24 protein-coding genes, 1 tRNA gene, 1 other RNA gene and 2 pseudogenes are annotated in these 25,759 nt (G+C 65.5%); 16 read left to right on the top strand and 12 right to left on the bottom strand.

Translation table 11 applies throughout. The annotated features are described in order from the left end of the window. Positions 1-12: 12 nt before the first annotated feature. Positions 13-546 (top strand): N-acetyltransferase, encoded by a 534-nt coding sequence (locus tag IDT60_RS02700; RefSeq protein WP_191080777.1) that lies wholly within the window; start codon positions 13-15, stop codon positions 544-546. On the opposite strand, the gene IDT60_RS02695 is transcribed toward IDT60_RS02700, so the two are convergent. Further along, on the bottom strand, positions 543-2,690 hold the full coding sequence (locus IDT60_RS02695; protein WP_191080776.1) for an amylo-alpha-1,6-glucosidase: 2,148 nt from the start codon (positions 2,688-2,690) through the stop codon (positions 543-545). The two genes, IDT60_RS02700 and IDT60_RS02695, sit on opposite strands and share 4 nt — an antisense overlap. A gap of 24 nt (positions 2,691-2,714) precedes the next feature. Continuing rightward, complete coding sequence (locus IDT60_RS02690) at positions 2,715-3,833, bottom strand: glycosyltransferase family 4 protein (RefSeq protein ID WP_191080775.1); 1,119 nt, start codon at positions 3,831-3,833, stop codon at positions 2,715-2,717. 184 nt (positions 3,834-4,017) lie between these two features. Between IDT60_RS02690 and IDT60_RS02685 the strand changes: the two genes are divergently transcribed. Beyond that, a complete protein-coding gene (locus IDT60_RS02685; protein ID WP_191080774.1) occupies positions 4,018-4,716 on the top strand; it encodes a DsbA family oxidoreductase in 699 nt (232 codons plus the stop codon). A 93-nt stretch (positions 4,717-4,809) separates the two neighbouring features. Continuing rightward, entirely contained in the window at positions 4,810-5,439 is a 630-nt protein-coding gene (locus IDT60_RS02680) for a TetR/AcrR family transcriptional regulator (protein ID WP_164202488.1), read from the top strand. Between the two features lie 35 nt (positions 5,440-5,474). Here the strand turns inward: IDT60_RS02680 and IDT60_RS02675 are convergent, their stop codons facing one another. Together IDT60_RS02675 and IDT60_RS02670 are read right to left on the bottom strand one after the other, a co-directional pair. Next, on the bottom strand, positions 5,475-6,146 hold the full coding sequence (locus IDT60_RS02675; RefSeq protein WP_191080773.1) for a LytR C-terminal domain-containing protein: 672 nt from the start codon (positions 6,144-6,146) through the stop codon (positions 5,475-5,477). Then, complete coding sequence (locus IDT60_RS02670) at positions 6,139-6,438, bottom strand: type II toxin-antitoxin system VapB family antitoxin (RefSeq protein WP_164202492.1); 300 nt, start codon at positions 6,436-6,438, stop codon at positions 6,139-6,141. Before IDT60_RS02670 ends, IDT60_RS02675 begins: the two co-directional genes overlap by 8 nt. A gap of 149 nt (positions 6,439-6,587) precedes the next feature. On the opposite strand from IDT60_RS02670, the gene IDT60_RS02665 reads away from it, so the two are divergent. Beyond that, positions 6,588-7,517: a hypothetical protein gene (locus tag IDT60_RS02665; RefSeq protein ID WP_164202494.1), complete on the top strand. Its 930-nt coding sequence runs from the start codon at positions 6,588-6,590 to the stop codon at positions 7,515-7,517. A gap of 289 nt (positions 7,518-7,806) precedes the next feature. Continuing rightward, positions 7,807-9,222, top strand: coding sequence for a stealth family protein (locus IDT60_RS02660; RefSeq protein WP_167525091.1), 1,416 nt, complete (start codon positions 7,807-7,809; stop codon positions 9,220-9,222). An 80-nt stretch (positions 9,223-9,302) separates the two neighbouring features. Here IDT60_RS02660 and IDT60_RS02655 read toward each other — a convergent pair whose 3' ends face one another. Together IDT60_RS02655 and IDT60_RS02650 are read right to left on the bottom strand one after the other, a co-directional pair. Next, positions 9,303-10,229 (bottom strand): phosphodiesterase, encoded by a 927-nt coding sequence (locus IDT60_RS02655; RefSeq protein ID WP_164202495.1) that lies wholly within the window; start codon positions 10,227-10,229, stop codon positions 9,303-9,305. Between the two features lie 123 nt (positions 10,230-10,352). Next, positions 10,353-10,880: a glutathione peroxidase gene (locus IDT60_RS02650; protein ID WP_223883857.1), complete on the bottom strand. Its 528-nt coding sequence runs from the start codon at positions 10,878-10,880 to the stop codon at positions 10,353-10,355. Positions 10,881-10,945: 65 nt separating this feature from the next. Between IDT60_RS02650 and IDT60_RS23150 the strand changes: the two genes are divergently transcribed. After that, positions 10,946-11,779 carry a hypothetical protein gene (locus IDT60_RS23150; protein ID WP_223884026.1) on the top strand — a complete coding sequence of 278 codons (834 nt, stop codon included), beginning with the start codon at positions 10,946-10,948 and terminating at the stop codon, positions 11,777-11,779. 155 nt (positions 11,780-11,934) lie between these two features. On the opposite strand, the pseudogene IDT60_RS23145 reads toward IDT60_RS23150, so the two are convergent. Further along, positions 11,935-12,288: pseudogene (locus IDT60_RS23145) on the bottom strand (M23 family metallopeptidase); the annotation flags it as partial. Between the two features lie 489 nt (positions 12,289-12,777). Between IDT60_RS23145 and IDT60_RS02640 the strand changes: the two are divergent. Then, on the top strand, positions 12,778-13,728 hold the full coding sequence (locus tag IDT60_RS02640; protein WP_191080770.1) for an oxygenase MpaB family protein: 951 nt from the start codon (positions 12,778-12,780) through the stop codon (positions 13,726-13,728). A gap of 23 nt (positions 13,729-13,751) precedes the next feature. On the opposite strand, the gene IDT60_RS02635 is transcribed toward IDT60_RS02640, so the two are convergent. After that, positions 13,752-13,839, bottom strand: a tRNA-Ser gene (locus IDT60_RS02635). A 279-nt stretch (positions 13,840-14,118) separates the two neighbouring features. Here IDT60_RS02635 and IDT60_RS02630 point away from each other — a divergent pair. The 4 genes and pseudogenes from IDT60_RS02630 (at position 14,119) to recR (ending at position 18,816) form a co-directional block, all read left to right on the top strand. Next, positions 14,119-14,444: pseudogene (locus IDT60_RS02630) on the top strand (hypothetical protein). Positions 14,445-14,504: 60 nt separating this feature from the next. After that, positions 14,505-14,601, top strand: an RNA gene (gene ffs / locus IDT60_RS02625) — signal recognition particle sRNA small type. Positions 14,602-14,665: 64 nt separating this feature from the next. Continuing rightward, positions 14,666-18,139: a DNA polymerase III subunit gamma and tau gene (locus IDT60_RS02620; protein ID WP_191080769.1), complete on the top strand. Its 3,474-nt coding sequence runs from the start codon at positions 14,666-14,668 to the stop codon at positions 18,137-18,139. Between the two features lie 77 nt (positions 18,140-18,216). Further along, positions 18,217-18,816: a recombination mediator RecR gene (gene recR, locus IDT60_RS02615; RefSeq protein ID WP_164202505.1), complete on the top strand. Its 600-nt coding sequence runs from the start codon at positions 18,217-18,219 to the stop codon at positions 18,814-18,816. Positions 18,817-18,820: 4 nt separating this feature from the next. Here recR and IDT60_RS02610 read toward each other — a convergent pair whose 3' ends face one another. Then, on the bottom strand, positions 18,821-19,972 hold the full coding sequence (locus IDT60_RS02610; protein ID WP_191080768.1) for an ABC transporter permease: 1,152 nt from the start codon (positions 19,970-19,972) through the stop codon (positions 18,821-18,823). After that, entirely contained in the window at positions 19,969-20,940 is a 972-nt protein-coding gene (locus IDT60_RS02605; RefSeq protein ID WP_191080767.1) for an ABC transporter ATP-binding protein, read from the bottom strand. The genes IDT60_RS02610 and IDT60_RS02605 overlap by 4 nt, the downstream gene beginning before the upstream one ends. 216 nt (positions 20,941-21,156) lie before the next feature. Here IDT60_RS02605 and IDT60_RS02600 point away from each other — a divergent pair, with 216 nt between their 5' ends. After that, a complete protein-coding gene (locus IDT60_RS02600; protein WP_164202512.1) occupies positions 21,157-22,515 on the top strand; it encodes an aspartate kinase in 1,359 nt (452 codons plus the stop codon). A gap of 90 nt (positions 22,516-22,605) precedes the next feature. On the opposite strand, the gene IDT60_RS02595 is transcribed toward IDT60_RS02600, so the two are convergent. Next, positions 22,606-22,821 carry a hypothetical protein gene (locus IDT60_RS02595; RefSeq protein ID WP_164202514.1) on the bottom strand — a complete coding sequence of 72 codons (216 nt, stop codon included), beginning with the start codon at positions 22,819-22,821 and terminating at the stop codon, positions 22,606-22,608. Between the two features lie 131 nt (positions 22,822-22,952). Then, a complete protein-coding gene (locus IDT60_RS02590) occupies positions 22,953-23,195 on the bottom strand; it encodes a hypothetical protein (RefSeq protein ID WP_164202516.1) in 243 nt (80 codons plus the stop codon). Between the two features lie 80 nt (positions 23,196-23,275). Between IDT60_RS02590 and IDT60_RS02585 the strand changes: the two genes are divergently transcribed. From IDT60_RS02585 to IDT60_RS02570, 4 genes are read left to right on the top strand one after another with little or no spacing between them, the layout of a single operon-like run. Then, positions 23,276-23,806, top strand: a complete 531-nt coding sequence (locus IDT60_RS02585) for a MarR family winged helix-turn-helix transcriptional regulator (protein ID WP_191080766.1) — start codon at positions 23,276-23,278, stop codon at positions 23,804-23,806. Positions 23,807-23,830: 24 nt separating this feature from the next. Next, on the top strand, positions 23,831-24,418 hold the full coding sequence (locus tag IDT60_RS02580; protein WP_191080765.1) for an SSI family serine proteinase inhibitor: 588 nt from the start codon (positions 23,831-23,833) through the stop codon (positions 24,416-24,418). Further along, on the top strand, positions 24,405-25,328 hold the full coding sequence (locus tag IDT60_RS02575; protein ID WP_191080764.1) for a 3-methyladenine DNA glycosylase: 924 nt from the start codon (positions 24,405-24,407) through the stop codon (positions 25,326-25,328). The genes IDT60_RS02580 and IDT60_RS02575 overlap by 14 nt, the downstream gene beginning before the upstream one ends. After that, on the top strand, positions 25,325-25,729 hold the full coding sequence (locus tag IDT60_RS02570) for a serine protease inhibitor (RefSeq protein WP_164202523.1): 405 nt from the start codon (positions 25,325-25,327) through the stop codon (positions 25,727-25,729). The genes IDT60_RS02575 and IDT60_RS02570 overlap by 4 nt, the downstream gene beginning before the upstream one ends. Positions 25,730-25,759: the final 30 nt, after the last annotated feature.

The raw sequence follows: 25,759 nt of genomic DNA, 5'->3' as shown, positions 1-25,759 counted from the left end.
TAGACTGCGTGCATGACCCACACCATCCGAAAGGCAACAACGGACGACGCCGGCGCGCTCGCCGACCTGGCAGCAGTCACCTTCCCGCTGGCGTGCCCGCCGTCGTCGTCGCCTGAGGACGTCGCAACGCACCTGGCCAATACGCTGAGCGAGGACCACTTCCGCGGCTACCTCACCGACCCGGACACGCTCATCCTGGTCCTTGACGTCGAAGGTGCCCTCCGCGGCTACAGCCTCCTCGTGAACCGGCAGGCTCAGGATCCGGATGTGGCGGAGGCCCTGACGCTCCGGCCGTCCATCGAGCTGAGCAAGTGCTACGTCCACCCGGAACACCACGGGCTCGGCGCCGCGGCCGAACTGATGCATGCGAGCCTCGAGGCGGCCACAGCAGCAGGCGCGGCCGGTATCTGGCTCGGAGTCAACAGCCAGAATGCCCGGGCCGTCCGCTTTTACGAGAAGTCCGGCTTCCGCAAGGTGGGGAGCAAGTCCTTCAGGCTGGGCACAACCGTGGAACACGACTTCGTGATGGAACGCGCCGTCCCCTAGTCCCCCGCTTGTCCGCCCAGATTTTCGTCAAGGGGCGGCCGCGGCTCCTTCAGCAGTTTCATGCCCGGCGGAAGGCCTTCGATGTTTCCTTCCGTGCCTCGCGCGGTGATAGAGATCCTGGAGTGGCCGAGCCGGACGTTGTCGGCCCTGAAATCGCCCTTGTCCTCGGCGAGGAACGGTGCCAGGTGGACAACACCCCGGGTGAAGTCCGGATCTAAGCGAAGCAGGATACGGGCAAGCTGGATGGGCGCCGCAGCGGCCCAGGCCTGTGGGGAGCACGCCGTGGGGTACGGCACTGGCCCATGGTATTCACTGCGGTCGAAGCCGCAGAACAGTTCCGGCAACTGTCCGTCGAAATGTGCTGCGGCGTCGAAGATCCCCCGCGCCAGCCGTTTGGCCTCCGCCACATAGCCGTAGCGCATGAGGCCCGTTGCCACGATGGCCGAGTCATGCGGCCACACTGATCCGTTGTGGTAGCTCACCGGGTTGTAGGCGCCCATGTCCGAGGCCAGCGTCCTGATCCCCCAGCCAGTGAACATCTCCGGCGACATGAGCCGCTCCACCACCGACGCAGCTTTTTCCTCGTCGACGATCCCCACCCAGAGGCTGTGGCCCATGTTGGAGGTGCATGCGTCAACCGGAATTTTGTCCTTGTCCAGCGCGATGGCGAAGTAGCCCTTGTCCGGCAGCCAGAACTTCGCGTTGAAGGCTTCCTTCAGCGCTGCGGCGCGGTCAGCCCAGTGCTGCTCCGTTGCGGTGTCTCCAGCCGACCGGGCCAGCAACGAGCGGCTAACATAGGCGGCGTAGACGTAGCCCTGGACTTCGCACAGGGCGATGGGAGGCTCAGCTATCCGCCCGTCGGCGAAGTTGATCCCGTCCCAGGAATCCTTCCAGCCCTGGTTGACCAGGCCGTGAGTGTTGGGACGCAGATACTCCACAAAACCGTCACCGTCGCGGTCTCCGTACTTTTCAATCCATTCGAGGGCCCGGTCAGCGTGCGGCAGAAGGGAATCGATAACGTCATCCGACAGTCCCCACCGGCTGAGCTCACCGAGGAGACTGACAAACAGGGGTGTGGCGTCCGCCGTGCCGTAATAGGCGGTTCCGCCCAGGGACAGCCCTGCCGTTACGCCCAGCCGTACCTCATGCGGGATGCGGCCCGGCTCTTCCTCGGAGTCCGGATCGACTTTCGACCCTTGCAGGGTTGCCAGGGTCTGGAGGGTTCCTACCGCCAGTGTCGAGTCCACCAGCAGTGACATATAGGAGGACAGGAGCGAATCGCGGCCGAAAAGGGCCATGAACCAGGGCGCACCGGCTGCAACGGCCGCACGGTCAGGATGGTCGGCATCGAAGATCCGCAACGACCCCAGATCGGACTGGCTTCGCTGCAGGGTTTCCTCGATATTGCGGTCCCCCACAGAGATGCGAGGTACATTCTCCTCCCACGCCAGGTGGCGCTGCACGCCCGTCCGGTGACGGGGCAGGCCCGCTTCGGTGAAGGGTTCGCTGGGGGCCGCACCATTAATCAAGGGCACCACAATGACGCTGGTGGACCACTTCCCCCGCGCCGGGATGTGCGCCTTGAACCGCAGCGCGTCCACAGTAACTTCGGCGCCCGCCGCCCGGACCGCCGAGCCGCGACGCTGCCCGTTCCGGAAGGTCTCGACCAACAGTTCCGCGCCTTTGACAGTCCGGGTCAGGCTGTCCTCACTGATCGGACGGCCGCCCTTGACATCAAAAAGGTCGGCCTGGTCTGCGTCCACCAGGAGTTCGATCTCGCAGTCGACGGCCTCCGAGGAATAGTTTTGCAGAGTGATGTCGTCCTGCAGACCGGGTCCGATGTGACGCTGCTGACGGACCACGAGCGGGCTGTCGAAGCGGCCGTCCGGCCATTTGGCGCGGCCCACGAAGGCGGCCTCGAACGCATCCGGCCGCTGCGCCACCAGAGGCTCGCGGAGGGCGCCGTTAATGCGCAGGACCCACCGGGACACAATCCGGGTATCGCGGTAGAACGCCCCGTTGGTTCCGCCCTCGGCGCTTATGTCGCCGCTGTGGGAGGAGATGCAGAACGACGAGCCTTCCACCAGAGTGACTGCGCCGGCGCCGCCGACATCGGCTTCCGTGTCGGCGTTCCATGCTGTCATGGCTGCCCTCCTTGCCTCATTGCCTCATTGCCGCCGGTTGGCCATGGTGTCCGCGCCCAGGGCCCGTATAACTGCCCCCCGTTCTCGATTCTGCTGCACAAGGGTATCGTCAGGAAGCCCTGCAGCCTCTCTCTTTTCGACGAGTTTGGCGTAGAGGTCCAGATGGTTGCCAACCATCCGTTCGGTGCTGAAAAGCCTCAGTGCCCTGTCCCTGCAGTGGGACCTGTCCAGGGACGCTGCAAGGGGCAGGAAGCGATGCAGCTGGTCGGTCGGCGCCAGGTATCCGGTCTTGCCGCTATCAACGATTTCAGGTGCGGCGCCGATCGGCGTTCCCACCACAGGAGTGCCCGTGGAAAGCGATTCAATCATCACCAGTCCGAAGGGTTCGGACCATTGGATGGGGTTGAGGAACGCCATGGCGTCACCCATCAGCCGGTACTTTTCGGCGTCCGCCAACTCGCCAAGGAACTCCTCATTGCTGCCCAGCAGGGGCTCTACGGCGGAGCGGAAATACTCGATTTCCTCAGGCTCCCGCATCTTCGCGGCAATGCGCAGCGGAATGCCCGCCCTGCGCGCGATATGGATGGCTTCAACCACACCCTTGTCCGGGCACATCCTGCCCACGAAGCAGGCGTAACCGCCCTGCCCCGCGCCGACCGGAACTGCCGCAACGTCCATCCCGTGATGAATCACCCGGGTCACCGGGACATCCGGCACGCCGGAGGCCTGGTCACGTGAGATGGCGATGATAGCGGTGTCAGCGGCCATCGCGCGGTACAGATCGGCCGACGCCGGGATGAGGGGTCCGTGGATCGTCGTCACCACGGGGGCGGGGTGCTTCCGGCCGCCCACCAGCGGCCCTGCCAGCGTGTGGTCGTGAATGATGTCGACCTCATGCAGGCCCTCATAGGCCCTGATGACATGGCTGAGTTCTGACAGGGAGAACCCGAGTTGGGTGGGTTCTGCCGGCCTCATCCCCGGCACCAGCGGCGCCGGGCAGGTGCTGTCCGATGCCGCGGCCAGCAGGACGTCATGTCCGGCGGCCATGAAACCCCGGGCAAGGGAGTCGATGACCCTTTCTATGCCCCCGTAGCCCGCAGGGGGAATGGGAATCCATGGCGCAGCAACAAGTCCTATACGCATGCTTCCTCCGGGAGGATGCCATGCCACGCCCCCAGCGCCTGGCGATTGGTTGTTTTTGAAAAGGCCTCTGCTTAACCCGTCGTTCCGACTATCGCCCCGGGAGGGCCAACATTTCAAGCCCCCGTGTGACAAATCCGACACCCCCTCCCGGAATGCCCCCGGGACGGAAGGGGTTGTGGCACGTATGAAGATTGAGATCTGGTCAGACGTCGCGTGTCCATGGTGCTACATCGGCAAACGCCGGTTTGAGACGGCGTTGGCCGAGTTCCCGCACCGCGATTCCGTGGAGGTGACGTGGCGCAGCTACCAGCTGGATCCCAGCCTTCCGGAGCACTACGACGGCAGCGAACTTGAGTACCTGAGCAGAATCAAAGGCATGGCCGCGGAGCAGGTCGCGCAGATGTTTGAGCACGTAGCCGCCCAGGCCAAGGGTGAAGGACTCAACTACCGTTTCGACCAGGTGGTGGTGGCAAACAGCTTCACGGCCCACCGGCTGATCCACCTCGCCGCCCGGCACGGGCAGCAGGATGCCGCGAAGGAACGCCTGCTGAGTGACCACTTCGAGCACGGCAAGGATATTGGCGCCCAGGACTACCTGACCGAACTCGGCCTGGCCCTCGGCATCAACGCCGACGAAGTCGCGGAACTGTTCACCACTGACAAATACGCAGATGACGTCCGCTTCGACTTTGAGGAAGCCCGCGCCCTGGGCATCACCGGCGTCCCGTTCTTTGTGATCGACCGCAAGTTCGGCCTCTCCGGTGCGCAGCCCGCCGAGACGTTCACCGCCGCGCTCACCCAGGCGTGGCAGGAGACCAACCCACTGGTGCTGGTCAACGCCGCCGACGGCGAAGCCTGCGGCCCGGACGGCTGCGCAGTCTAACCGCAGTGCCGGTCTGACCGCGGCGCCGGTTGCTGTGACACTCTCAGCAACACAACAACCTGCTTTACTGACACATCGCGGTAACGTGTCTGTATGCCTAGGATTTCGGCGGCCACCAATGCCGCGCAACGCGCCGAAACGCAGCGCCGGATCCTGACAGCCTTTGGTGAGCTGCTTTTTACGCACGGACTGCCCGGGCTGACCATGACGGACGTGGCACGTCATGCCGGCGTGGGCCGGACGGCGGTCTACAACTATTACGCGGACATCGAAGAACTGCTGATTTCCTATGCCCTGGATGAGACGGAGCGGTTCCTCGCCGAGCTGCGGGACTCGTTGGCAGCCCTGGAGAACCCCGTGGAGCGGCTGGCCCTGTACGTGCGCACCCAGGTGGAAGACCTCAGCCGGCGCCACCTCCCGCCGGGACCTGCCATGGCGGCGGTGCTGTCGCCGTCGTCCTTTGCAAAACTCGCCGACCACGTGGGCGAACTGAGCGTGATGCTGCAGGGCATCCTCCGCGACGGCATGGCCCAGGGCTACCTGCCGGAGGCCGACATTGCCCAGCAGGCGCAGCTGATTCACGGCACGCTGTCCTCCAGCGCCGCCCGCGGCAGTAACGAGCCAGCCGAGCTCGAGGCCCGGATTGCCCGGACGGTGCGGTTCATCCAGCTGGGCGCCGGCGCCAGGTTTAACGACGACGGCACTCCCCTGCGCGTTGTATAGCCTGGCCTTCGTCGTAGCAGGGCCGTGCGGAGTGGCTAGGGCGTGGCGACCGCGGTCGGAATGACGGGCCACTTGGCCTCGTCTGCGATCCGGCGGCTTTCCCGCGGGCAACTGAGTGTCCCGGGGGTCTGGTCCACGCGGTCCGCGGCGGCCAGCTCCTTGTAGTCGCCTGCGAGGATCAGGTCCACGCTGGCGTCGGTCCGGTCATCTTGGAAGTAGTCAGACTCAGGCACATTCCGCTGGACAGTGAAGGCGGCAGACTGCCCTGCCGCTCCCGACACGACGGCGGCCACGCCGCGGTAGGACGCTTCGGTGTTGGCAACGTTGCCCACAAGAAACTTCCGGCCCAGCAATTCGTCGGCCACCGAGCGCGCGAGGCCGGGCCGGCTGGTGGAATTGTAGACGTTGAGGTTGATCTGCTCGTGCGGGACGTAGTCAAAAGTAGCCGTAGGGCAGACGCTGCCTGGCTCTTCGGCGGTCTCCGTCGCCGGGAGTTTCAGCTGCCCGTTGAGGATGGCGAAAGCGGTGATGATGCCAGCTGCGATGAGTCCCAGCAGCAGGACCAGCACTACGCCGTGCACCACCCGGCGGCGGAGGCGGACGGGATCGTCCGGATCGCCGGCGGCTTCAAAGGTGGCACGGAGTTCGGGCCCGGTAACAACATGGTGGCCGTGCAGGACACGGACATCCTTGGGTTTCTTAACCATCTATCACCAGCACACGGGCGTGGATGGCGGTGCGCTGGTGCAGTGCTGTCCGGACAGCACGGTGCAGCCCGTCCTCCAGGTACAGGACCCCTTGGTACTGCACAACATGCGGAAACAGGTCGCCAAAAAATGTGGAATCCTCTGCCAGCAGCGCCTCAAGGTCCAGGGTCCGTTTTGTCGTGACGAGTTCATCGAGGCGGACAGGCCGCGGCGGAAGCGATGCCCACTGTTTGGGCGTGTTGAAACCATGGTCAGGGTACGGGCGTCCCTCGCCCACAGCTTTGAAGATCACCCTGCAACCCTAGGCACCTTGGGGCTCCAAGAGAAGTGTCCGGACCGCGCCATTCCAAGGTTGTAGCCAAACGGTGACCATCTGTCACACGCCGCCAACTTTGGGTTGCCCGCACGTGCGCACTGGCCGCCGGCTGACACAATGGAGCCATGACTGCCCCCGCCTTCCCTGCCAGTTCCACGCCCGGCGTCCGCCCGCTGTCCGCCCCGCCTTTGGCCCTCCTGCTGGACGTGGACGGTCCCGTGGCCAGTCCGGTCACCCGTGACGTGCAGCCCGCGATCATCGCCGACATGGTGGCGCTGGCAACCGCAGGCATTCCCGTAATTTTCAACACCGGCCGCTCCGATACTTTCATCCGGGAACAGGTCATGGAGCCCATGATCGCCGCCGGAATGCCTTCGGGGACCGTCATCCACGCCATCTGTGAAAAGGGCGCAGTCTGGTTCAGCTACACCGCTGCCGGGGCCGGGCCCATCCACATGGACCACGAACTGGCTGTGCCCAAGGCTTACGGCGATGACGTTCGCAGGCTCGTGGCGGAGGACTATTCGGCGCACATGTTCTTCGACGAAACCAAACGTGCCATGGTGTCCGTGGAACAGCACATCGAGGTGCCCTCCGCTGACTACCTCGCCGAACAGCAGCTGTTCGAATCCGACGCAATGGGTCTCATGGCCCGCCACGGCCTCGGTGTGGTCCGTCTGGACCACCACGTACCGGATTCCGACGACGCCGTGGACTACCGCGTTGATCCCACCATTATTTCCACCGATATTGAGTCAGTCCGGCTGGGGAAGGACCTTGGCGCGAGCCGCGCCGTTGAACTGCTCGCCGCGCAGGGCATCACGCCGCAGGCGTGGCGCACCGTTGGTGACTCCCGGACCGACTACGCCATGGCGGACTGGCTGCATCACAACGACCATTCCGTAAAGCACGTCGACGTCCGTCCGGCGGACGGTGTCCCGGTCAAACCGTACGATGTATTGACCGCTGCGGACCTGGGTCTATCGGATGATGTGATCCACGACGACGCCGGCGGGGCTTTCCTCCACAACTGGCGGGAGTCCGTGGGAGCCTGAGCCCTGCCGGACGGCGTACCGCGCGCTCCGGTTTTGGTGGTCACGCTATTATTCAACTAAGCACGCCTACCATTTAACCGCGACGGAGACAACCATTACAGAAGCACCCGTTACCGAATCAGCTGTCCAGGACGAGATCTACTATGGCGGCCAGGCGTCCGCGGAGCCGCACGCCCATGCAGAGGTAACATCTCCGGCTGCCGAAGCACGGCTCAAGCACCGACCCGACGTAGTCAGGCACAAGGGCCGGTACGCCCTGATCAACCACAACCGGACGCCGTTCCAGGCCATGGTTGAAGATCTGCTGTTCCTGCGCGGCGTCCTGGCCGGCGCGGGGCTGGACTACCTTCTGGTCCGCGGCAACAGTGACCGCCCCGTTATTGCCCTGGACTGGAAGGACCGCAAGAAACTGCGGACCGCCCTGGTGGCAGCGTGCCGTAATGAACCCGTTTACTCCATGACCGTTGATGCCAAGAAGAAATCCTCCGTGCTGGTGGCTGACGGGGAACTCTCCCCCAACCGGCAGGCGCGCATCTTCCGGCTCTACCGTCCGCGAGTGGAGCCCGACGGCGGCTTCGAGTTCGGTTCCTCAGCAGGCGTCCAGATTGAACTCTGGAGCTTTGACGGTAACGAGATCACCTTGCCGATCGAGAACTCCCTGACCCGGCGCACCATGCTGGCCCAGGATGCGGTCCGCGGGACGGTGGAGCGCTACGGGCACACCTGGCCCACCATCGAAAACATGTTCGCGGACCACGCCAGCGACATCAGCTTTGACATTGACCTTGTCTTTTCCTGGGTTGACGGCAGCTCACCTGAATACATAGCTGCCCGGCGTGCCCAGCAAAAAGGTGTGGTCCTGGGCGAAGGCGATGACCACGAGGCGCGCTTCCGCCAGATCAACGAACTCAAATACGCGCTGCGCTCGGTGTACATGTTTGCCCCGTGGATCCGCCGCATCTTCATCGCTACGGATTCGCCCGCCCCGGAATGGCTGGCTGAGCACCCGTCCGTGACAATCGTCCGCAGCGAGGAATTCTTCTCCGACCCCGCTGTGCTGCCGACGCACAACTCGCAGGCTGTGGAATGCCAGCTCCACAACATCGAGGGATTGTCCGAGCATTTCCTCTATTCAAACGACGACATGTTTTTCGGCCGGCCTGTTGGTCCGGACATGTTCTTCACTCCCGGTGGCATCACCAAGTTCATCGAGGCGGAGACCCGGATCGGGCTGGGCGACAACGACGCCGAGCGCAGCGGTTTCGAGAACGCGGCCCGGGTTAACCGCAAGCTGCTCTGGAACCGCTTCGGACGGATCACCACCCGGCATCTGGAGCACACCGCAGCCCCGCTGCGCCGCAGCGTGGTCTCCAGGATGGAAAGTGAATTCCCTGACGAATTCAGGAAGACCGCGGCCAGCAGGTTCCGCGCCGCGGACAACATCTCCGTCACGAATTCGTTCTACCACTACTACGCCCTGCTCACCGGGCTTGCCGTCACCCAGACAGCTGCCAAGGTGCGGTACGTGGACACCACTGCCCGCGCGGGCCTGAACTCGCTGCCGAAGCTGCTGGCCAAGCGGAACATGGACTTCTTCTGCCTCAATGACGGCAGCTTTCCGGAGGTCCCTGCAGATGAACGGGCACAGCTGGTGACTGATTTCCTGGAGAAGTACTACCCCATCAAGGCGCCCTGGGAACTCTAACGGCAGGGAACTGTACCCTCCGCGTTGTGCGGGACTGAGCTTTTTCAGGCCCGCACAACGCGTCACGCCAGCTGGTTGCCTTAGCTCGGAGAAGGCAAGGCAACCTTCGCGGCGCCGACTTTCGCCTTCTCGGGGATGCTGACGCCGGCTGCGGCAAGGCGCTCGGCTGTCATCTGGGGTGTGACATGTTCGCCCACCGTCGGTGTGCTGCCTAGCGGAACCACCGAGTGGACAATGGTGTGTTCGTAGACGTGCACGAGATTGAAGGCCTGCCCGCCGTCCCGCCCGCGGGTGCCGCCGACGGACACGTTGAGGTCCTGGGTGTAGCACGTGGCCGAGGCCACGGAGACGGGAATACCCGCGAAGCTGGCCGAGGTGGAGTAGTGCAGGTGCCCGGCGAGGATGGTCCGGACGTCCGAGTTCCGGACCACCGCGGCGAGGCTGGCCTGGTCACGCAGTTCCACCAGCACGGAAAGGTCCAGGACGGACGGGACCGGTGGATGGTGGAGTGCCAGGATGGTGCCGTCCGGAGCCGGTGTTTCCAGCTGGCGGGCCAGCCATTCAAGCTGCGCCTCACTGAGTTCGCCATGGTGGTAGCCCGGGACGGACGTGTCCAGTGTGATGATACGCAGGCCGTTAATGGAGTAGCTGTGGTCCACCGGCGCTTCGCTGGCCGGTTCATCCAGCAGGCCGGTGCGGAAGTTGGCCCGGTTGTCATGGTTGCCCATGGCCCAAATGACTTTGGCGCCCAGCTCCTCGCAGGCTGGGTCAACGATGGCCCGCAGCTTTGCGTACGCCTCCGGATGGCCCTGATCGGCAAGATCACCGGTGAAGATCACCGCTTCGGGGCGGGCCCCGGAAGCCCTGACCTCGTCAAAAAGCTGAATGAGCTTGGCTTCGCTGTCAACTGCTCCGTAAAGGGGATCCGGACCTCCCATCAGGTGGGGGTCGCTCAGGTGGAGAAGGAAGTGGCGTGGCCGGGGATGTTCGGCCTCGATGTGCTTCATTGCTGCCTCTGTGGTCGGTGGGAAACGGCGCTTCCCTTCTACCCTTCAGTAACTATTATCAAACCAGATTTTGGGGAAATTTTGAGTAAATTCCCACCGGCAAGTTGGAAAAAGGCAAAAGATTTAAGCAATCGAATCAGCTGATGCGTTTTTCGGCACATCAAATTCGGCCAATGCCGCTTCGATGGCGTCCAGGACTTCGGCGGAGTCCGGTTCGACGGTGGGGGCGAAGCGTGCCACTACCTCGCCGGTACGGTTTACCAGGAACTTTTCGAAGTTCCATTTCACGAGGCCGGGCAGCACGCCGGTCCTGAACTTGGTCAGCTCCGAGTAGAGCGGGTGCTGGTCCTTGCCGCGCACGTTGGCCTTGGCTGTCAGGGGGAAGGACACCCCGAAGTTCCGTTCGCAGAACTCTGCGATCTCGCTGTCGGTGCCCGGCTCCTGGCCGGCGAACTGGTTGCACGGCACTCCGAGAATCTCAAAGCCCCGGTCCCGGAACTTCCCGTACAGCGTCTCGAGTCCCCCATACTGCGGGGTCAAGCCGCATTGCGACGCCACGTTGACCACCATCACCACATTCCCTTTGAACCGGCCGAAATCGGTCTGGGTGCCGTCGTTAAGCGTGAGCGGGATCGGGTACAGAGAGGTCACAGCGCCGTCCTTGCGAGGTTGGGTCATGCAGGTGATTCGTTGCCAACCGTCAAGCGTACGGGAGCATGCTGGAAGTTTTCTGTCAGGGGGTCCCCGGCGCCTGCCCGGTCGTGCCGGTCGCAGCCGTTTCGGGCTCGGCCGAGGACGTTTCCGGTGAGGGAGGTGGCGCGGCGGCCGTGGTCGACGGCGGCGGCAGCGGAGCCACGGGAGGAGGCGGCGCGCTCGTGGTCGACGACGGCGGCGGAGCCACGGGAGGAGGCGGCGCGCTCGTGGTCGACGACGGCGGCGGAGCCACGGGAGGAGGCGGCGCGCTCGTGGTCGACGGCGGCGGCGGAGCCACGGGAGGAGGCGGCGCGCTCGTGGTCGACGGCGGCGGCGGAGCCACGGGAGGAGGCGGCGCGCTCGTGGTCGACGGCGGCGGAGCGGCAGTCTCGGTCGCCGGTACGGTCGTCGACGGCGGCGGGGTCGCTGGCGGGGTACTTGTCGGCGCCGTCGTCGTAGACGGTGCAGTCGTCGTCGGCGGAGTGCCCGTCGTCGGCGGTGCAGTCGTCGTCGGCGCAGGGCTCGTAGACGGCGGTGCAGTCGTCGTCGGCGGAGTGCTCGTAGACGGCGGCGCAGTCGTCGTCGGCGGAGTGCTCGTAGACGGCGGCGCAGTCGTCGTCGGCGGAGTGGTCGTAGTCGTTTCGTCCGACGACGGCTCATCTGAGGAAGTTTCGTCCGACGACGGCTCGTCCGTGGGAGTGGTTTCCGTGGGCGTCGGCGGTGCGGTTGTCGTGGGCGGTTTGGTGGTAGCCGTTCCGTCCGGGGACGGTCCGCCTGTGGGAGCGGTTTCCGTGGGTGCCGGCGGTGTGTCCACTTCCGCCACCTCCGGTGCCTCCGGCAGTTCGTCTTCGCCATGAAGGACTGTGTGGCTGTTGTCTGCAGCAACGGGGATGGCCCACGGCAGGGCTGTAGCAGCGTTTGCGGTCTTGCCTTCGTAACTGACCATTGCAATGTCTGCCAGCTTGTCCACTTGAAGGATGGGGAGGAGTCTCCAGTTCAGCGGGCTCGTATGTTCTCCATTCAGAATGGTTTCAAAATGCAGGTGGCAGCCCGTAGACCATCCCGTGGTCCCCACCCGTGCGATCACTTGCCCCACCTGCACGGACTCCCCCGTCCGGACGGCGATGGCCTCCAGGTGGTTGTAGGTGGTGATCAGCCCGTTGCCGTGGTCTATTTCCACCCGGTTCCCGCCGCCCCAGGGGTGCCAGCCAGCGGCCCGGACCACCCCGGCGTCGGCGGAGTAAACCCGGGTGCCGCAGCCTGCCGCGAAATCCTGGCCAAGATGGAAGTCGCCACTCCTGCCGTTGATCGGGCTGACCCGGAACCCAAAGGGCGAACTGGACGCAAGCGATTCCAAGGGTGCCATCAGCGAGCCCTCCGGCGGACGTTTCAGTCCGACGGAAGCCACATTCAGCGGAGCATTCCCGCCCTTGGCCACGGTTCCCACCAGCGTTCGGCCGAATGGAACAAGGGCCCTGCTGTCTATCAGGATCGCGGGAGCCAGACCGGCATGCCCCACGTGGCCAATGCCCCCCACCGACCCTGTGGCACCGGATTGCCCCAAGGGAATCATTGGCAATCCAAGCCCGAGAATTACCGCGGCAGCAGCAGCACTGCCGGCCAGTACGCGCACCGCTATCAGGCAAGGGCCCGAGGCCTCTTCGTCCCGGCCGGATCCCCAATGATTTCCCACTCGCTGAACTCCCTGCTTGCCCGCCAGACCCCAATCTTGACGGGTTTACCATCCCATGGGACCACAAAGCCCCGGGCCTGTGAACCCCGTATTTGCAGACTGCGGACCGATTGCGGGATCTTCGGCAAAAGCACTGCCGCCCGCGTGGGCAACAATGGTGTTATGCGCAATTTCCTCAGGGATCTGCAGGGCGAACTCAAGCGCGCCTTCACGGGAAGCGTGGACGCGTTACCCGAGTGGGTTCCGCGGCTGGCCGAAGGGGACGACGCCGGTTATCACCTGCCGGGTTCGGCTGTCTGGGCAGTGCACGGTTCCATGACACCCATCGTGGGCGGAATCCGGGCGCTGCTGATGCAGGCGCTGCACCCCGGCGCGTTGGCCGGCATCCATGAGCACTCCGATTTCCGGACAGATCCACTGAGCCGGCTGGCGCGGACCATCCGGTGGATTTTCACTGTCACTTATGGCTCCACTGCCGCTGCGGAACAAGCGTCAGCCCGCGTACGCCGCCTGCACGAGCCGGTCCAGGGCAACTTCCGTGACCGCCAGGGATCGCTTAATCAGTACTCAGCCAACGATCCGGAGCTGGCGCGCTGGGTCCACATCGCTTTCGTTGATGCATTTTTGACCTCGCACAAAATCTGGGGCGGAAAGATCCCCGGCGGTCCGGACGCCTATGTCCGCGAATGGGCCCAGGCCGGACGGCTGATGGGGGTGGATGATCCCCCTCTGACCGAGGCGGACATGCGGCAGCAGCTGGACCGCTACTTCCGCAACGGCGAGCTGCTGGCCGACAACCGGGTTGCCGAGACCGTAGGCTTCCTCCGCAACCCGCCGCTGCACCCCCTGCTGCGGCCCGGTTACCGGATCATCTTCGCCGGTGCCGTTTACAGCCTGGAACCGCAGTACCGGCAGATGCTGGGGCTCGAAGTACCCCGGCTGGGTCCGTTCCCGCTCCCGGTGCGGCTGGCAACAAAGGTGACACTCGGCGTCGTACATCTTGCCTTGGGCCGCAGGCCCGGGCCCAGCGAGCAGGCAGCCAGGGCACGGCTCCGCCGTTTGGGCTATGAGGCAGCGGACCCGGCCGGGGGCAAAGCAAAAACCCGGTCCTGACGAGGTCAGAACCGGGTTTTCGTTGGCGGAGAATGGGGGATTTGAACCCCCGAGGGCGTTAACCCAACACGCGTTCCAGGCGTGCGCCATAGGCCGCTAGGCGAATTCTCCAGCTGCTTCTGAATCAAAAGCAGATACTAGACTACCTGAAGTTTTCGGCATCGCCCAATTGACCCCTCAAGACGCCTGTTAACGTCAAAATGGACGCCCCCAATGCGCCCATTCCTACGGAACACTGTTGAGCTGCCGGGTCCGGCCCTCCAGCCAGGCCCTGCAGCTCACAACCTTGAGATTGCCCCAATCGGTGTACATACCCATGATCGACCTTGGTCGCCGGATAAGCAACGGAATTGCGGCCTTTAACGCCGGCCGCTTTGGCAGGATATAGCCATGACACAGCTCCACGCCCTGGTGGTTTACGTTCCGGAGACCCATTCCGAGGCACTGCTCGCAGCGATCGGCGACGCCGGAGCGGGCAAAATCGGCAACTACTCACACTGCTCTTTCGTGGTTCCCGGGACGGGCCGGTTTACGCCCCTGCCCGGCGCTATGCCTTTCACGGGAGCCGTGGGGTACGCGAACGAGTGCCCGAAGTGCGGGTCGAGTGCGTGGTGGAGGAAGACATGCTCGACGACGTCGTGCTGGCGTTGCGCGCGGCGCACCCTTATGAGGAACCGGCTTTGATGACCTGGCCGGTGGATGGCTGGCGCCGGTGACGCAAAGCGGGGACCGCTGGCGCCGGTTCGAGCCACGCCGAAAGTTCGGGTAAAGTTGTTTGCGGCCCCTCATGTGGCGTCATCCTGTTGAACTCCCCCAGGACCGGAAGGTAGCAAGGGTAAACGGGCTCTGGCGGGTGCATGGGGGGTCTTTACTATTCCCGCAATGGGCGGCCGCCCGCGAGGGACTGATTGTCGGCCCGGATTGGTAGGGTTTTTACGTGACTGCTACAACCACCGCCCTTTACCGCAGATACCGTCCGGACTCCTTCGCCGACGTTATCGGGCAGGAACATGTCACGGAGCCGCTGATGACGGCCCTGCGCAAAAACCGGGTCAACCACGCCTACCTCTTCTCCGGCCCACGCGGCTGCGGCAAGACCACGTCCGCCCGTATTCTGGCCCGCTGCCTGAACTGCGCCCAGGGCCCCACGGACACACCCTGCGGAACATGCCCAAGCTGTGTTGAACTTGCCCGCGGCGGTTCGGGTTCCCTCGACGTCATCGAGATCGACGCCGCCAGCCATGGCGGTGTGGATGACGCCCGCGACCTTCGTGAACGCGCAACCTACGCCCCCGTCCGCGACCGCTACAAGATCTTCATCATCGATGAGGCCCACATGGTCACGCCCGCCGGCTTCAACGCCCTCCTGAAGATCGTCGAAGAGCCGCCGGAACACATCAAGTTCATCTTCGCCACCACGGAACCGGACAAGGTCATCGGCACCATCCGCTCCCGCACCCACCACTACCCCTTCCGGCTGGTCCCGCCTGAACCGCTGATGGCGTACCTGGAGTTGCTGTGCAACCAGGAAAACGTGCCGGTCGCCCCGGGAGTCCTGTCGCTGGTGGTCAGGGCAGGCGGTGGATCCGTCCGTGATTCCCTGTCCGTGCTGGACCAGCTGATGGCCGGCGCCGGCGCCAACGGCCTCGACTATGAACTGGCGGTAGCCCTCCTCGGCTACACCCACGCGTCCCTGCTTGATGACGTGGTGGAAGCCGTTGCCGCCTCAGATGCCGCCACTGTTTTCCGGGCCGTGGACCGCGTCATTCAGACCGGCCACGATCCACGCCGCTTCGTCGAGGACCTGCTGGAACGCTTCCGCGACCTCATCATCGTCCAGGCCATGCCGGAAAGCGCCCAGGTCATCCTGCGGGGCATGCCGGCGGACCAGATTGCCCGGCTCCAGAACCAGGCGCACAACCTCGGCGCCGCTGAACTCTCGCGGGCCGCTGACGTCACCAACACTGCCCTGACGGAGATGACCGGCGCCACGTCCCCCCGGCTCCACCTCGAGCTTCTCTGCGCCCGTATCCTGCTCCCCAGTTCGGAACAGACCGAACGGGGCATGGCTGCCCGGATTGACCGTGTGGAGCGGCGTCTGAACTACGCCGGGAACGACGTCGGCGCTCCCGCCCCGGCCGCATCCGCCCCCGCGGCTGCTGCTGCGGACGTCCCGGTTTCCATGCCGCCGGCTGCGGCACCCGCCGGCGTTACGCCATCAGCGCCCGTGCAGGCCGCGCCGGTTTCCGCGCCGCCTCACGTTCCTGCGCCGGTTGCCCCCGCCGGCGTCACCCAGCCTCCCATGCAGGGCGGTCGTGGCGCTCCTGACTCGGCCCGGCCGGAGGCCGTCGCGCCTGGGCCTGCAGCGCCGGAGCCCGCAGCGCCACATAACACGAGGACTTCACTGACGCCGCCACGGGTCAGCACCAACGACTGGCCTGTGGACGAGTCGGCAGGAAACCGTCCTGCAGCTGCGCCGCAGCGGCCTGCCCCGTCCGATCAGCAGAGCAGTTCCGCGCCCGGCAGCACGGGGCCCGTCAGCACGGGACCCGTAGACAGTACGTTGGCCCCGTCGTCGCCCGTCATTGGCCCGCCAGCCACAGCGGCTCCGGCCGGTCCGGCCGCAACCGGCGACGTGGAGGTCCTCCGCCGCGCCTGGCCCGAGGTCCTGCAGACCCTGTCCAAGATCAAGCGCAGCACGTGGGCACTGGTAGAGCCGAACGCACAGGTCGGAGCCTTTGACGGCCAGATGCTGACACTCTCCTTCGCCACCACCGGCCTGGCCGGGGCGTTTGGCCGCGCGGACCACTCGGAGAACCTGCGGCAGGCGATCCACAAAACAGTGGGCATCGATTGCCAGATCACAGCGGTCGCCGGCGGCGCGTCCGGCGCTGGCCGCCCAAACAGCCCCGCGAGCTCTGAGCCAAACCCAAAAGCACCCGTTAGCCGGGAAACCCCGGCCAGTTCAGCGGACGTCGCCTGGGGGCTGGCCCCTGCGGGTGCGGTTTCCATGCCGGCAGGCGCGGTTTCCACGCCGGCAGGCCCGGCCCCGGCCTCTGAGCCTGCGCGGGCAGCTGCACCTGCACCTGTACCTGTACCAGCCCCTGCGGCATCGGCTGCCGCCGCACGAGCATCCGGACCCACCACCGGCACTGCAGCTTCCCCGTCCCCGGCCGCAGCGCCAACCCCGGTCCCGTCGGCTTCAGCAGGTCCTGCTGCTCCCCCGGCGCCCGCCCATGCCCCGGCCCCGGCCCCGGCCTCGGCGAGTGTGGCTTCGACAGCTGTCGAAGCCACCACACCTAACAGCGGGCAGGCCCAGGAAGCGTCCCCTCCGAGCCCGGAGCCTGGACCACAGGATCAGCCCCGGGCCGATCAGCCCGAGGCAGGCTCGTACGCCTACTCCGATGACGATTGGGGTCCCCCGCGGGACGAAGACGCTCCTCCCTTGGAGGAGGAACCGCCCATGGATTGGGATCCTTCGGCTCCGGCCGAACCACGCCGCTCCCCGTCGCAACCGGCGCCCGCTTCGGCGCCCTCCGGCAAGCGGCCGGCACGCACTGGTTCTCGGCCTGTAGGCGCCAAAGCTTCAGAGGCCACGCCTGCCACGGCGCCCGCGTCGTCACAGCCCGTTACGTCGAACGACCCGTGGGGCCTCGCCGTCGAGCAGGCGCCCGGCGTCTGGGTGGTTGGCACAGAACCCAACATCGGCAAGAGTCCGGCCACATCAACCCTGGACGACGCCGTCACGGCTGCTCCGGCCCCCGCTTACGAGCCTGCCACGGCTCAGATCCCCGGCCCCTCGGTCAGGACGCAGTCCGAGGCGGATGCCAGCTGGGGGCTGCCCCCTGTGACGCCGCCCGGCTTCCCGTCTGGCGTTGCCACCGCCGGCGAGCCTGCACCTGATGTCCGTGCAGCCGACGCGTCGGCGCCAGACACCCGTGCAGCTGGCGTCCGCGGAGTCGAGGTGGAAGCTGCCGTGCCGGATGAGGCTCCCGCTGCGCATCGTCCTGCTGAATACACCACTCCCGGAACCGGAACCCGGCAGAGCCCCCCAGTGGAGCAGGCTCGGGAAACTACTGCCCCGGAGCCGGCTGTGGTCCGCGAATACGCCATGGCGGCGGCCCCGGCCACGGCACCTTTGCAGCCGGCACCCGCCACCTCCCCGTCGGCTGCTCAGGCCCGGCAAAGTCTCTACCAGCGGCTGTCCAACAGCCCGGAGGCCGAGGCCGGCCGTGCCAAGGCACCGGCCCGTGCGGCAGCCGCCACCTACGTCCAGGACGTCCCCAGCGCGGACGACGAAACAATCGAGGAATCGGGCGTGTTTGGACGCGCCGCCGTCGAGCGTATTCTGGGCGGGAAGCTGATCGAGGAGCGTTCCCTGGACGGCACCCCGATCGTTCCCGGTTTCTAAGCGTCGGTTCCTAGCCGCCGGCCGGACCTGCGGCAGCCACCCAGAGCATCATCCAAGCCAAACCAAAAGAGGAAAACGTGTACGAAGGTGCAGTCCAAGAGCTAATCGACGAGCTCGGACGCCTGCCCGGTGTTGGTCCCAAGTCTGCCCAGCGGCTGGCCTTCCACATCCTTGAGGCCGACCCGCAGGACATGAAACGCCTCGTCGAAGCCATCACCACGGTGAAGGAGCGTGTGAAGTTCTGCACCGTATGCGGCAACGTCACGGAGCAGGAACTCTGCAACATCTGCCGGGACCCCCGCCGTGACCCGTCAGTCATCTGTGTCGTGGAGGAATCCAAAGATGTCCTGGCCGTGGAACGTACGCGCTCCTTCCGCGGCCGGTACCACGTGCTGGGCGGGGCCATCAATCCCATCGCCGGCGTGGGACCCGAGCAGTTGCGGATCCGCGAACTCCTGACCCGGCTGAACGACGGCGCCATCCAGGAAGTCATCATCGCCACCGACCCCAACCTCGAAGGCGAAGCGACGGCCACCTACCTCGCCCGCATGCTGAAGACGATCGGAATCGCCGTCACCAGGCTCGCTTCCGGCCTGCCCGTAGGCGGCGACCTTGAATACGCCGATGAGGTCACCCTGGGCCGCGCCTTCGAGGGCCGCCGCAACGCCCTGACCTAAACCTTCAGGCGATGCGGGTTCCCCTTGCCAGCCGGCGGGCCGGGGTGCGCAGCGAACGCCATCCCAGCCACAGCAGCAGCCCGGCCAGCAGCAACTGCAGGCCAAGGCCCAGCGGCCACAACGGAGTGGACTGAGCCAGATACCGGGGCTTGGCCTCGCCGTTGGCGCAAGGATACGTACCCTCAGGGCCGGCCATGGCGTACCGGGCGCCCTGGCTGATGTTCTCGATAGCCCCCACCGGAGACGACATCCCGAAGGCATTGGACGTCCGCACCGGGTAAGGGATGGCATCGGCGACCACCACGTAGGGGTTCATGGCCAGCATCCAGGCAACGCGCTCGGTGTGTACAGCCGGCTGTTCCTGCAGCGGTCCTGAGCACGTGTATTCCGGCTCCATGGGCGCAGGCTGCTCCTCCATCGGCTCGTACGGCGCGTAACTGCGGTACTGTGCCTGGTTGGCCACGATGGTGCCCTGCGAGAGCCCCGTTCCCAGGGCGAAGGAAATCAGCGAGCCGAAAACCAGACCGGCCACCGCAAGGTACGTAACCACAATAGAGAACAGCGGGCGGCCGGCCAGAGCGGAAATGCCGACACCGATCGCACAGACCACGCCCACCTCCACCGCAAGCATCAGCAGTGCCACCACCACGTGTCCCGGAGTCATCCCGCCGGCTGCCACGCCAACAACAAGGAACGGCGTGCTCGCTACCAGGAAGGCCAGGGCTGCGGCCCACGCCGCGAAGAACTTCCCCCACAGGATCTGCCCGGGCCGCAGCAGCGTCACCTGCAGGATGGCCAGCGTGCCGCCGGCACGGTCGCCGTTGACCGCGTTTGCGGACAGGGCGGGGGCCACCAGCAACGCGAAGAGAAGGACAAAGGCGAGGACCACTTCGAAGATCATGGACCCCGGCCCGGTGTCCGGCGGCGTGAAGTTCGAATAGGCCCTCTGCGCTTCGCGCTGGGCATTCCAGCTGGCCCACGTCAGCCACGTCACCAGGCCGGTCAGGATGAACCAGATAGCCAGCATGATGTACCAGCCGCGGGACCGCAGCCGTTGCTTGAGTTCCAGGACCACAACGTCCCAAATACCGGCGAGGTAGCCGGCGGCCCGGCCGGCGGCGGGCGCGTGGTGCGCCCTGTCTGTCAGCTGGCTCATCGCCGCTCCCCTTCAAGGTTCATGTACGTCTCTTCCAGGGCACCCGAGGCGGGGGCAAAAGAGTTCACTGCGACGCCGGCGAGCACCAGGTCGCGCAGGAGGCGGGCGGCGTCGTCGTCGTTCATCAATAACAGGGTGACCGACGGACGGCGCCCATCCTCGACCCGGAACTGAAGGCCCAGCTCGGTCAGTTTTGCCGCGAGCGCAGCATTGTCCGTGGCGGTGATCGCGTAGCGGCGCCCGGCGGCAGCAGCCTCGTCGGTGGTCTGATGCCGGACCGTCCGTCCCCGGTTGACGAACACGGCGGCGTCGGCAATTTCGTCAAGCTCGCTGAGCACATGGGACGAGACCACAATGGACTTTCCCTCCGCCGCAAGCTGCCGCAGCATAACGCGAAGCTCCACCCGCGACCCCGGGTCCAGCCCGGACGCCGGCTCATCGAGGAGCAAGACGGACGGATCGTGGATCAGGGCGCGGGCCAGGCTGAGCCGCTGCTGCTGTCCACGGGACAGGACACGGGCGGGCTGGTCCGCGAGGTCGCTGAGCCGTACACGGTCCAGCATTTCGGTGACCCGCTGCGCGATTCCGGCCTTGGGCAGCCGGTAGAAACGGGCCATCTGCGTGAGAATCTCGCGGGCTGTCAGGCTCTCCCAGACACCCAGGGTGTCCGGCATCCAGCCGATCCGCCTGCGCACCTCCGCCCTGTGGTGCTGCGGATCAAGCCCTTCCACCGTGACCGTTCCGGCGTCCGGCGCCAGCAGCGAAGCCAGCATCAGCAGCAGGGTTGTCTTGCCGGCACCGTTGGGACCGATCAGCGCGGTGACCTTTCCCGGCGGGGCGTGAAAATCCATGTGCTCGACGGCGTGCACCTGCCCGAAGCTGCGGCTCACCGCCGTGGCCGTGATGCCGCCCTGGCGCGGGCTTTCCGGGTTGGCCGGAATGTCTGTTTTGTCCCGGTTTTCTGTCATTCCCTGAGCACCTGTTCCCCCCAAAACGTCGCATGCATACCTGTCTGAGCCTACGCCCGGCCCCACGTTGGCGGTGTCCACCGGAAGGCTGAGATTCGGTCACAATTCCACGCCTGCGGCCAGCGGCGATAAACTGGGCTGAACACGTCACGCCGTCCAGCCGCTCTGGCCGTGCCTGACCCCCTGAACTCCGATTGATCCAGTGAAGGTACGCGCATGAGTACGCCCACTTCCGAAGTGCCCGCAGCAACGCAGCCACAGACGCTGCCCGAAGGCTCTGCCGTGACCAAACAGCTGATCGTGCAGAAGTTCGGCGGGTCCTCCGTTTCGGATGCCGACGGCGTCAAGCGCGTCGCCAAACGCGTGGTCGACGCCCACCGGGCCGGCAACGAAGTTGTCGTGGTGGTCTCCGCAATGGGCGACACAACCGACGAACTGCTGGACCTCGCCGGCCAGGTAACCGACTCCGCTCCAGCCCGCGAAATGGACATGCTCCTCTCCGCCGGCGAACGCATCTCCATGGCGCTGCTGGCCATGGCCATCAACAAGCTGGGGGCGTCCGCCCAGTCCTTCACCGGGTCCCAAGCCGGCATGATCACGGACGGCATTCACGGCAAGGCGCGCATCATCGACGTCGATCCCCACCGCATCCGCACGTCCCTGGATAAGGGCCACATCGCCATCGTCGCCGGGTTCCAGGGCATGAGCCGCAGCACCAACGAAATCACCACCCTCGGCCGCGGCGGCTCGGACACCACCGCCGTTGCCCTGGCCGCGGCCCTGGAAGCGGACGTCTGCGAGATCTACACCGACGTTGACGGCATCTACACCGCCGACCCCCGCGTGGTTGCCTCCGCCCAGAAGATCGACACGATCTCAAGCGAGGAAATGCTGGAACTTGCCGCGTCCGGGGCGAAGATCTTGCACCTGCGCTGCGTCGAATACGCCCGCCGGTTCGGCGTTCCCCTGCACGTCCGGTCCTCATTCAGCCAGAACGAAGGCACCTGGGTCATCCCCAGCGCCGAAGACAAGATCACCACTCAAGAGGGAGTTGCCTTGGAGCAGCCAATCATCTCCGGCGTTGCACATGACCGTTCCGAAGCGAAGGTCACCGTGGTGGGTGTCCCTGACATCCCCGGCAAGGCCGCCGCGATCTTCCAGGTCATCGCCGATGCCCACTCGAACATCGACATGATCGTGCAGAACGTTTCCACGCACGGCACGGGCCGGACGGATATTTCGTTCACCCTCCCGATCGTCGAGGGCGCAGAAGCCCTGGCCGCACTCAAAGCCGCCCAGTCCGACATCGGCTTCGAAAACATCGAATACAACGAGCAGATCGGCAAACTGTCACTCATCGGAGCCGGCATGCGGTCCCACCCGGGCGTCTCGGCAACGTTCTTCAAGGCACTTTCCGACGCCGGAATCAACATCAACATGATCTCCACCTCGGAAATCCGGATCTCCGTGGTGACGCACGCCGATCTTCTCGATGACGCCGTCCGCGCCATCCACAAGGCCTTTGACCTGGACAGCGAGAACGAAGCAACCGTCTACGGCGGCACCGGCCGCTAGGCCCAAACCGCTCTTAAGCAACGCGGGGGTCATTCCCTGCCCGGTCAACGAAGGTCGACCGGGCAGGGAATGACCCCCGCCGCTTTTGCCTTAGGTCAGTTTGTCCAGATCTTCGCGGCGCACCGCGTAGTGATGGCCTTCGGAATCGGTTTCAACGAGGAAGTGCGAAAGGTCCTCGTCGGAGGCCTGCTCGAATTCGTCATGCTTGTGGACCACGGGTGCATCCGAGTCCAGACGCGTCGCCGGCCCGAAGACAAAACGGAGCCTGTCGGTCACGTTGATAAAACCTGTGAGCGCGTGTCCCATTATTTCCACCCCCTTCCCACACTGCGGGCGAAAGAGCCACTGACCCCCGGATGGAGACAGTGCCCTTATTTTACGCCCGGAACCCGAAAAAGGCCCCCGGAAAGTTCGGCCTAAACAGGCGCGTGAAGGGCTTAGCGCAAGGACTGATCGTCCGGGTTCCGGGGCACAACGTACGTGCTGCCGTCCGGCCGGGTGACCGTTTCCCACTGCTGGGTTTCGCGTTCGCGCTGCGCGAGGAGGACCCGGTTCTCGGCGGTCATGTCGTGTACAAGGGAACTGCGGTTGGCCGGGCCGAGGATGATCCGCAGCCTGCCCATTGCCCGCATGAAGCGTTGGGAAGCGTTTCCCTTGTCCGCCGAGTTGCCTTTGCCCATGGACGTGCACCCTTCGATAGAACTGATTGCTCGTTCCAGTGTACGCTAATAATTAGTGCACTAACTATTGGAGGATTGTGATGACGGCAACATCTGAGGCCGTACGGCATCAGGACGATGACCTCCTACTTGAACAGCAACTCTGCTTTGCGCTCACCGTGGCCTCCAGGAGTGTCGTAGGAGCCTACAAGCCGGTTCTGGAAAAGCTGGGGCTGACCCACCCTCAATACCTTGTGATGCTGTGCCTCTGGGAATCCGCCCCGCGGACACTTCGCAACATCAGCGACGCCCTCGCCCAGGCGCCGGCCACCGTCTCGCCGCTCCTGCGCCGGCTGGAGGAGGCGGGTTACGTGACGCGCCAGCGGGTGGACGGGAACGAACGTGCTCTCGCGGTAGGGCTGACCGCCGCGGGTGCGGCGCTGCGGGAGCAGGCCCTCGCCGTCCCCGGCACCATGATGCAGCGGCTGGGACTCACCCGTGACGAGGTAGGCGAGCTGCACAAGGCGATGATGGCCCTCATCGCCGCCACGGAGGCCGCCGCGGACGACGCCGCCCGGGACTCCACTGCGGACGTTCCTGAAGATGTCACCCGGAACCCGGGCAGAGCGTAAAATGGCAGCAACCTAGGAGGGTTCATGCGCCTGCGAACACTACGGCCGCTTGTGGCGGTCCTCGCTGTGGCCGGGCTCGCCGCCTGCACGGGAACGCCGGACAACACCCCGCCGTCATCCACCAGCCCCGCTGCCACGTCGTCCGCCACTCCGTCTGTCAGTTCATCTGCCACCCAGGGCGCCTCCGATGCCCCCGCCCCGGATACCGAGACGAGCGTTCCCGCCCCGTCGCCCAGCGCTCCCCCGGCCCCGACTGCGGGACCCGGTGCGGGCAACGCCGAACTTTCCATCATGGTGAAGCCAACGTCCGCCGACCCTGCGGTGAACTACACCCTGGTCTGCCGTGACGGCGTCCCCGCCGCGGAAAGCAATCACCCCAGGGCCGATGCGGCCTGCGCTGCCCTGAAGAACAACGCAGCGCTCCTCAGCCCTGTGCCGCCGAGCAAAGACCGGGTGTGCACCGAACAGTACGGCGGCCCGGAGACGGCCACAGTCACCGGGATTGTGGACAATACGCCCGTGGACGCCGGGTTCGCCCGCACCAACGGCTGCGAAATCGGCGAATGGAACGCTGCCCGGGACGTCCTGGGTGCCAGCGATGGAGCAGCTTAACCTGCTCACGGCCGACGCCTGGCATGTCCGCGAAGAAGCGCACCAGCAACGCGTCCGCCGTTACGCCGATCCCTACCTTGCCCGCCGCTCGGCGGGCCGGAAGCACCCGGTGGAGGACTTTCTTTTCACCTACTACACCCAGAAACCGGGCCAGCTGCTGCGCTGGCACCCGGGCACCGGCGTCGTCCTGGCCGGCGACGGGGCAGCGGCGCGGAGCGGCTGGAAGCATTACAGCACGCTCGACGACGGCGAACTCGCCGCCGTCGGGCTGCCGTCAGGGACCACGGCGGTCACCTTCGACCGCCGTTCCTTTGTGGCCGACCGCCAGGAGGCGGTGGCCTTCGCCGGGATCATCCTCCGCGGAACCGCTGCCCGGCCGGCACAGTTCGGCTGCTTTGGCCTGCACGAATGGGCCATGGTCTACCGGCAGGACAAGTTCGATTTGCGCCATGAGTACTTGCAGCTAAGGCTTGGCTCCGCCGGCACGGACAAGGTGGTGGAAGACAACAGAATCCGTTGCTCACACTTCGACGCCTTCCGCTTCTATACCCCGGACGCCATCGGGCTCAACGAGCTGACGCCGAGCCGTGAAAACCAGCGTCAACTGGAACAGCCGGGGTGCCTGCACGCCAACATGGACCTGTATAAATGGGCCTACAAACTGCTGCCCGCACTCCCCAGTGAACTGGTCATGGACTGTTTTGAGCTGTCCTGGCGGATCCGGGCCATGGATATGCAGGCCTCGCCCTACGACCTTGAAGAGTGGGGCTACCCGCCCATCGCCATCGAAACCCCCGGCGGAAAAGCTGCCTATGTGGAGCACCAGCGGGCGTTCGCGGAGGAGGCTGCCGTGCTCCGCGGACGCTTGGCCGAGGCACTGGCGCCGCTGGCCGAGCCGGCGGCGCCATGAGTGCGGCCGCGGCTCCGAACGCAGCGAACCGGGTTGAGCTCACCATCCGGCTCCAGGAGGACCCGGCCGCCGTCGAGTACGTCTTCCACCTGTTCGCCGAGGACGGCGGAATCATGGCCGGATCCACCCTGCCTGCGCCCGCCGCCGCACTGGAGGCGGTGGAGCGGTTCGGTGAAGACATCTTCTTCCCGAAGCCGGGGCCGCCCAAGCTCTGCACCCAGCAGTACGGCGGACCGCAGGTTGCCCGCGTCACCGGAAGCTTTCACGGGCGGCCCGTCCAGGCCGTTTTTCGGCGGACGGACGGGTGCGAGATCGCCCGCTGGAATTCGCTGGCGGCGCTCCTGGGCGGGACGCCCCCGGCAACCGGAAATCACCGTACATACGGAACATCCCGGATTTAGGTCCCTGGTGTAGTCCCGGACCTGAAACGT

This window comes from Pseudarthrobacter sp. BIM B-2242 (genome assembly GCF_014764445.1).
GTDB classification, from domain to species: Bacteria; Actinomycetota; Actinomycetes; order Actinomycetales; family Micrococcaceae; genus Arthrobacter; species Arthrobacter luteus_A.
Note: the sequence above shows the minus strand (reverse complement) of the source record. Positions and strands in the feature narration are given on the sequence as shown.